Below are 8541 nucleotides of genomic sequence, written 5' to 3'. Positions count from 1 at the left end.
CTTATAATATGCAAAAAATTTAGCATATTGTGTCAGGAAAGTACAGTAATCATACTGGAGGAATTTGATTTAAATAGGCCAATTTTGGATGGGATAAAGTGATGCTTTACAAGAATAAAAAGCAAAAACAAAAGGACAACAAGCCTGTAAGTAAAGGTGAATTGGTAGCAGAATATTTGATTAATTGTAAACAAAAAGAAGTAACAAAGTCTCATTTAAAGAAGGAATTTAAGATAACTAATTGGAACACTCAGGTTGCCAAAAATGTCAAATATATAGAATTAAAGAATCAGAAACAAATTAGAGAGTCAAGCAATAAACGGTCTATAATTGTAAATAATTGACAAGTGTAAAGGTCACTGAGAATAAATAAGGTATAAACAAGTTATACCTTTCTCATTTAACCAGTTAAATAAGTAATTAAATAAAAATTAAAAAAGTATAAAAGTATAAAGTAAATTATATCTTACATTTATATAATAGGGCTGCTTTACACTTTTTGCTGTAAGCGTTGGGAGAGTAAGATTGAAAGGGTTATGGATAAAAAAATATCTTTTTTAAAATGGATGAAAAAGTATAAAATAATTAATTTTTGAGCTGGCTCAAATAATAAAGGTAAGAACAAAGTGATTACCTTATTTCTATCTCAGTGAAGTGAAACAACAAATTAATCTACTAATACAAAGGAGAAATTTAAATGACAAATTTACAAAATCAAGTGTATTTATATTCGGTGAGTACAGACGCATTTTATAATAAAGAGGAAATGGAAGTACACAACAAGTTAATGAAATTACATACTTGGAAGAATAAGTTAAAGGAATATAGCGTAGATGTTTCAAAACGAAAGGGATTTATATCAAACAAAATCAATCAATTAAATAATGAATTAGATAATTTGCTAGACGACAATGAGGGAATCCGAGTATTAAGAGAAGACGAATTGAAAGACTCTAATAAAATATCTCAATTTTTCTCTACATTGACTCGAACACTTAAACTAAAGGAAAAGGATACAACTACAGATATTATTATGGTTAGAGCCTATCATTATCGAGTATTAGAGGGTTTAATCGCTCATGGGTTTATGAATGAAGATGGTGAACATTATCAATACTTTGCTTCAAGTGCTGGTATGATTCGTAACAAGAAATCTGTATTCATTAAATCAAGTGTAGTAAAAAATGAATACTTTAATAATAGAATTTGGTGTGGATTGGATGAAAACAAAATTAATAATACTTCTTTTACCGATAACAACGGGGATATTGAATACGGTATTAACATGAATAAATTCAACGCTTATTTAGCATTGTCAATGACATCTAGTGAGCCATTTGAGAACTTTGACATTGATAAGACTATTGTAGTAGATGACTTTGAAACAGAAATTTATAAAGATGTGGATTACATTGATAAAGATACATTTGAGGTTACTAGAAAAGTAAACCACCCTATTACCATACCTCACACAGATGGAGCAGGGATAATAATACCTAGTGTTAGTGAGAAAGCAATACAATTTAGGATGCCACATTTTAAAGGGCTATTGATTCCTACACCATTTGATGAGTTTATCAAAGAAGAAATGAAAAAAGAAGATGTAACTGTTACTGATATCTATGGGGATGAATGGGATATTATAGATGACGATATTCAAATTATCTTTACTAAATCACAGTTTAAAATGGCTAAATACTATAAAAACTGGAACGAATACAAGCAAGCATTTAAGGATGGGCAATGTGAATTCGTTATCTGTAAAGAAGAGGATAATAAATTTATAGATAAACCGATCAATTATCAAGTGCTTCAAACTCTTATTGACACAACTGCCGATGAATTGAGGAATTTAGCTGATAACACCAATAAAGATATTGCAAATGCAGGACAAGATAAAGATATCATGTTGCGTATCTTAGGTTTTAATAAAGATGATGACAAGATGAATAACTTTCAAAAATCACTATCTATATATCCAGAATTATTGAATGATAAATACAGCAAAGAGTCAATTAGGAACACAAGGGACGCTATGTATAAAGATGCTAAGGCAGGTAAGTTATGGTTAAAAGATAGTAAACGCACATTCATTTCGCCTGATACGTATGCTTTTTGCGAGTGGTTATTTATGGGTATAGATGATCCAAAAGGGTTATTAAATGATGGTGATGTAAGTTGTCAATTGTATAAGGACGGGAAAGAGTTAGATGTATTAAGAAGCCCTCACTTATATAAAGAACATGCAATTAGAAAGAATGTAGTCAATAATAAGACAAACAAATGGTTCGTTACAAATTGCATTTACACAAGTGTTAGTGATGCCATAAGTAAAATACTGATGTGTGACGTTGATGGAGATGAGGCGCATATCATATCTGATGAAACTTATGTAGAATTGGCGAAACGAAACACTACAGATGTTGTACCGTTGGAGTATGAATTAGCGACAGGAAAGAAAGAAACGATTACTTCTGATAATATCTATAATTCGTTGGTAGCTGCTTACAGTAAAAATATAGGCGAAATCAGTAATAAAATAAGTAAGATTTGGAATCTACCTAAAGATAAGATTGAGGAAAAGGTTGTCAAACAACTTTGTTTCATTAACAATGCGATTATAGATTTTGCTAAAACATTGTGGATGCCAACTGTACCAGAGGAAGTGGAGGAAAAGATTAATCAGTTAACAGATGGAAAGTTACCCCACTTTTTTAAATACGCAAAAGACAAGAAAGAAGATCAGATTAATCCTTTGATGGATGTTGACAGCTTTAAAGGTTTAGATGTAGAAGAGCAAAATCAGTACATTGACAACCTATCTACAGTAAACAAGTTGGAATACATTATCGAAAAGAAAAGAGTTTATTTCTCTAAAGTTGTTGATGATTTTGATTTTAGGATGCTGATGAAGAAGAAAAAGGTAGTTAAAGTTAACCAAACTATCATTGATGAATACAACAGATTTAATCGAAAGAAAAAGTGGTCAATCAACAAAGAGTTAAAGATATCTAGTGACGTTACTAATTTAACACAATTACAAGTTTATGATGCTATTAGAAAAGCATTGTTGAAGATTGAACCAGATATCAATAAGGTAGTTGATACACTAGTACAATACCTATATATTGACAAACCTGATAGTAAGAAATCGACGTTGTGGGAATCATTTGGAGATATATTACTGAATAATTTAAGACATAATATAGATAACGAAACGGAAATATGTGAGGATTGCAATAATCGATTTAGGAAGGTAAATAAAAATAAGGTTTGTTGTGATAAATGTGATAAAAAAAGAAAGAATAAAGAAGCTAAAGAACGAATGAGAAACAAAAGAAGAAAAGAAAAATTGAACAAAAAGATATCATGATTGCCTGTAATCGTTGGGAGAGTAGGCGTTAGTAGATTTATAGATACAATTTTAGATAAATCGCTATAAGGGAGGGGCGAAAAGTTAACGGGTCTTAAGAACTTAGTAGCCTTTCTTTTCTTTTTTTTCTTAAAATTACACATACATAATTATAATATCATAACAAAATAATAGAGTCAAGTCGTTTAGCCAATTTAGCGACGATAAATAATTAAATTGGACACCTAAATTTTCTCCTTATTGTATATAGCGTGGATGGGATTAGCATTAGCTAGTCCTTTTTATGCTTTTTTTAAAGGATTAAAATTATCCATTTTTATCATAACATAATGGGTATTGGAAGTAAAGTGATTTTGCATGTTTACCAATGGGCTTTCATCCAAGTCCTTTGTTGGTGGTGAGGTTATGGGTTAGCTACCTGTAGCCTCTTTTGTTTACTACTAGCAAATGATGATGGTCGATTGGTGGATATGACGGATATACCACCAACAAAAATAATAAAAAGGATGGTTTTAAAATGGAGAGGGAATAGAAACAAAAAGAAAATGTAGTGTTAACACCTATATATTCAAGCAAACATGATTATAGTCGTTATGGTGTAGACACTACTAATGGTCGTGTCTGGGATTATTTAAGAGAGCGCTTCCTTACTAGCAATCCCAACGCCAATGGTTATTGTTATGTTGGCTTGTATGATGAAAATAGAGAAATGAAAGCATACGGTTTGCATAGAGTGATTATGGCTAGTCATTCAGGATTGGATCTTGAGTTGTTTAATCGCGGTGGCATAGAGGTAGATCATATTGTACCAGTCAAAGAAGGTGGTACGAATGAGATTAGCAATCTACAGATGACAGATCGTCAGGGGCAGTATAAAAAATCGACAAGGCTAAAAATGTCTAAACCAAAACCTAGAATGAAAGAAGAAGACGTTTGTTTAATTCTAGAACAATTGGAAGAGATGAGACGATATGTTGATTTTAAACAAGCTGATTTTATCAATCAAATGTGTGATGCGTACAATAGGGATTACAGAACAATGTACAACATTGTAACAGGAAAAGTCTACAAAGATATGCATAAGCATTTATATTAATTTTTACCTTTTGAATAAATACATAAATAGATCTTTTATTATATCATATCAAAATAATACAGGTATGTCAAGGGGTTAGAGAATGAAATTTGCAACAAAATTAGAATGGGAAATATTATCGAATTATAACGGTAATATGACAGTTGGGGTTTTTATAAAGAATAAGATAAATGACAATTGGAAATTATGCCACGTATTTGCATATAAAGAATAAGATGATAAAGGAGAATATTAAAAATGAAAAAGTTTGAGGGAAAAAATTTACCTAAAAATACTGAAATAACGAAGGAGCAATTAAATTTAAGATTGGAATACATAATGACTCTTGCGGATCTAAAAGAACGAGGGATAGATATTGATCCTTATCTTAAAGGTGTTTTACTCCAAACTAACATAGATCTTGGAGTAGTAGTTTTAGAGGGATAATATGGGGAAAGCAGATAGGAAACGTTGGGACGGTAATGTTAAATCAATGGAGATTATCTCCAAGTCTAAAGACGAGATTACACAAGATGACTTAGATTTTTTAAAAGAAAATTACACATCTAGTGGTGGATTGTTACCTAATTCTTTTGCAAATGGTGCTTTCCATACACCTCCAGCAGTAGCTAAATTTATATGGGATGCTTTAAGGGATAAATTACCTCAGAATCCAAAAGTATTAGAACCTAGCTGTGGCAGTGGTGTTTTCTTGGAACATGCTCCAGAAGATGCAGAGATAACGGCATTAGAGATTGACAAAACAAGTGCTAAGGTAACAAGTTTATTATATCCAAATGCCAATGTTATTGAGGGTAATGCTTTTGACTTTAAAAAGAGAGATTACTTTGATATCTGTATTGGTAATCCACCTTATGGGATCTCAGTAGAATGGGAAGATGATGGGGAGAATTGGCAAGCAGTAAATAAAACTAAAGGTAAAAGAAAAGGTAAATCAGAGGTTGCATTTCTCGAACATGCCATAAAGAGTGTTAAATATGGTGGGTATATCGCTTTTGTATTACCTATGGGGTTAGCATATGGCAACTATGCTAAAAAATTAAGACAGTTGATGTATAAAACTTGTTGGCAAGTAGCAACGATTCTTTTGCCTAATGAGACATTTGCTCATGTAGGAACTTCAGTAGCTACTCAAATTTTAATTGTCAGAAAAGCAACTCCAAATGTGAAGATGATTGAGCCTGTTACTAAAAAATGGGGAAGTAATTTCCGTAGAAGTGATTGGTCAGATATAGATAATTTTAATGCTTCATTTTTAGAAGGACAGACACCAGCCTATTTTGCAAAAGTGAATGATATTGGTTGGGATAAACAGGGAAAACTTACTGAGTTAGGTGAGGATGGAGAGACTCAATTAAATGAATTAATTAGTGATTTTCAAGATAATAATTTGATGAGAGAAAATTTATATCCTCATATACCAAGTTGGCATGGCATGAAAGAATGTGATGCTTTTTTCTTTTCTCACGGAAATGATACGTGTGACGGTCATAGAGATGCATCGTTAACATTTAGAAATGGTGTGTATCGTTGGAATGAGTTGACGTTAGGTGCAGGGGAAGAATATATATGGAATGGTGAGGAAGTCAGTACATATGATTTCGATATTTATGATCAAATTATTTTGGAATAAAAAAAGGAATAACCTCAATCTGTGTCGAATGTAATAGATAAATAGACATGGATTGGAGGTGTGAATGATGAATACCGAAGAAAGATTAGACTTTTTGGAATTTAGACAGCAACTTTTGTTTGATAATACGAGTTTTGATAGAATGTTATTTGAATATCAAATAACCAGAAATCAACTGAGATCTATACTTGATCTATTTGATGAGTATAGAAATGCAGTTGATGACAATGAAGAGGTTCATCATGGTAGTTATGAGCAACGAGTGTATGATATAGTGCCTCAGCATGATGGAAATTACCACTTTGCTGAGGAAATTGCATTGACCCTTCATGAAAATGATAGGTATACAGAAGTATTCGAAGCTTTATATGGAGATATGCCGAAGTTTCAAGCGTATTTAAATAATTAATTTATTTAGGCATCCAATTAATTTTGGGTGTCTTTTTTATTAGTTTTATTGACCTATATACAATTGATTTGTGGTAATATATAGAAGATAATCTATATATTTTTAGTAGGTGATGCAATGAAAGCTAATAACATTAAAACTATAATGAATAATCTTAAGAATACTGAATATAAAAAGATTTTAATTAATGGTCGCTGGGGAGTCGGTAAAACTAAATATGTTCAAGATTCTCTTGAGGAAATGCAAAATGATAGAGAGATTAATAATCAATGCTACATATCTCTATTCGGAATTAAAGATGTGAATTATATTATTGAAGAAATTTACACCCAAATTGTAAGTAAAATGCCTAGGAAAAAATACAAAGTGCATTTATCAAAAATGAGAAATGTTATAAAAAATCTAAATCTATCCTATAAAAATTTTTCTTTTTCTGTTCCGATTATGGAAAATTTAACTAAATCCGTTTTAAAGCTACTTGATAAAAATGAACAGTGCTTAATAATAATAGATGATTTGGAGAGAAAGCAGGAAAATTTAAAAATTAATGAAGTTTTTGGATTAGTTGATAAATTATCAAGTGTAAATGGAGTAAAAGTAGTCCTCATATGTTCGAAGGAACAAATGAAAGAAGAGGATCAAGATGATTTTAATGAATATGAGGAAAAATCTATTGACAGAATTTATACAGTTACACAACCAGCAGATAATGCGAGAGTTCAAATACTCGGAGAAGATGTTTGGAATTCCATTAAAAATCTAGTTTATTATTTGGAAGAAAAATTGGTAATTAACAAGGAATTAGGATGGGACCTCACACAATACAATTTAAATAATCTAAGAACATTTATAAAGGGGTCTTTATTTATACACGAAGTCATTAATACAATTGAAAGACATAAGTTTTCTGATAAAGTTACTAGAGGAGATGTGCATCGTATTTGTTTTGCAATTGTAATTTTTATTATTGAGCATAAAAGTCAAAAGTTATACAGTGATCCTTCTAACAAAACACATACAATGATTTGGAGTTATAGTGATAGCCAATATATAAACCAATTTTTGTTGAATGAGTCATTAGAAAATGAAAATATTGGAAGTCTAACACCTGTTATCTTAAAATGGTACAAGGAAGGAGTGCCACAAATAATTGAGATAAATAATGCTATAGATAGTGTCAATAATTTCGAGAAAAAGCAAGGTGTTTTTTATTGGTCTCTAGAAGAAATAGAGAAATATATAGAAAAAAGCGAGAATCGCCTTAATAATATAAAAAGAAGTGATAGTATTAAGCAATTGATTACTGCATTTGGTACGATTATTCAGTATTCTAAGATTCTTGATCTTGAAATTAACCTTAAGAGTGAGAAAGTAATAAATAATATGCAGGATAATTTGCAACAAGAAATTAATTTAGAAGTTACACTATCAACAAATATTAATAATATTTTACCAATTTCTATTTATGAAGACGAAGAGACAATTAAATTAATCAATCTAGTAAAAAAAGATATAGAAAAGTATTACATGAAACATTTACTGGATGAGCTTATCGAATACTTCCAAAAAAATAATTATGGAAACACTAAAAATTTAGAATTGTTTTCAGAATGTGTTCACTCTATACAATATCAGGAGACTAAAAATGAAGTGATTAAATTAATACGTGCTAATGACTATCTATTCCCTATGCCAGTTGGTAATATTAGTGATGAACAAATTGATTGGTCTCATGCTATTAAGAATTTAATTAGACAGATAAAGAATATTTGGAAGATAGAAGACCTGTATGATGAATTTAAAAAGTATATTATTGAAAAGTCAAAAGCTGGAGACAAACTTCTTCAGTTTAGAGTGAACAAAATGCTATAAATCTTAAGAAATTGTTAAAATTAAATAACTTTATAGAGACATCCAATGGGAGTGTAATATAAACTGTGTAAGTAAGAAATGCGTACGGTTTCTTACTCACACAGTTTTTTATTTGGTAGAATAATAACTATAAAGCTAAAGGAGTGTTTTAAATGGGC

Annotated in this window: 7 protein-coding genes; all 7 read left to right on the top strand. The window is 30.5% G+C overall.

Features of this window, described 5'->3' with window-relative positions; translation table 11 throughout:
- Positions 1-98: 98 nt before the first annotated feature.
- On the top strand, positions 99-344 hold the full coding sequence (locus ACTNEP_RS20200; RefSeq protein ID WP_441163758.1) for a hypothetical protein: 246 nt from the start codon (positions 99-101) through the stop codon (positions 342-344).
- A gap of 353 nt (positions 345-697) precedes the next feature.
- Positions 698-3373, top strand: a complete 2676-nt coding sequence (locus ACTNEP_RS20195) for a hypothetical protein (RefSeq protein WP_441163757.1) — start codon at positions 698-700, stop codon at positions 3371-3373.
- 550 nt (positions 3374-3923) lie between these two features.
- The gene (locus tag ACTNEP_RS20190) at positions 3924-4469 is read left to right on the top strand and encodes an HNH endonuclease signature motif containing protein (protein WP_441163756.1); all 546 of its coding nucleotides are present in this window, start codon (positions 3924-3926) and stop codon (positions 4467-4469) included.
- A gap of 237 nt (positions 4470-4706) precedes the next feature.
- The gene (locus ACTNEP_RS20185) at positions 4707-4895 is read left to right on the top strand and encodes a hypothetical protein (RefSeq protein WP_441163755.1); all 189 of its coding nucleotides are present in this window, start codon (positions 4707-4709) and stop codon (positions 4893-4895) included.
- Between the two features lies 1 nt (position 4896).
- Positions 4897-6102, top strand: a complete 1206-nt coding sequence (locus tag ACTNEP_RS20180) for an HsdM family class I SAM-dependent methyltransferase (RefSeq protein WP_441163754.1) — start codon at positions 4897-4899, stop codon at positions 6100-6102.
- A 64-nt stretch (positions 6103-6166) separates the two neighbouring features.
- Complete coding sequence (locus tag ACTNEP_RS20175; RefSeq protein ID WP_441163753.1) at positions 6167-6511, top strand: DUF1878 domain-containing protein; 345 nt, start codon at positions 6167-6169, stop codon at positions 6509-6511.
- Positions 6512-6628: 117 nt separating this feature from the next.
- Positions 6629-8383 carry a P-loop NTPase fold protein gene (locus tag ACTNEP_RS20170; RefSeq protein WP_441163752.1) on the top strand — a complete coding sequence of 585 codons (1755 nt, stop codon included), beginning with the start codon at positions 6629-6631 and terminating at the stop codon, positions 8381-8383.
- Positions 8384-8541: the final 158 nt, after the last annotated feature.

It is taken from the genome of Gracilibacillus sp. HCP3S3_G5_2 (assembly GCF_052063305.1).
GTDB lineage: Bacteria > Bacillota > Bacilli > Bacillales > Amphibacillaceae > Gracilibacillus.
Note: the sequence above shows the minus strand (reverse complement) of the source record. Positions and strands in the feature narration are given on the sequence as shown.

What these genes read in the sequence shown, in the direction of transcription:
- ACTNEP_RS20185 (WP_441163755.1), top strand. Translation starts at nt 4,707, where the DNA reads ATGAAAAAGTTTGAGGGAAAAAATTTACCTAAAAATACTGAAATAACG.
- ACTNEP_RS20195 (WP_441163757.1), top strand. Translation starts at nt 698, where the DNA reads ATGACAAATTTACAAAATCAAGTGTATTTATATTCGGTGAGTACAGAC.
- ACTNEP_RS20175 (WP_441163753.1), top strand. Translation starts at nt 6,167, where the DNA reads ATGATGAATACCGAAGAAAGATTAGACTTTTTGGAATTTAGACAGCAA.
- ACTNEP_RS20180 (WP_441163754.1), top strand. Translation starts at nt 4,897, where the DNA reads ATGGGGAAAGCAGATAGGAAACGTTGGGACGGTAATGTTAAATCAATG.
- ACTNEP_RS20170 (WP_441163752.1), top strand. Translation starts at nt 6,629, where the DNA reads ATGAAAGCTAATAACATTAAAACTATAATGAATAATCTTAAGAATACT.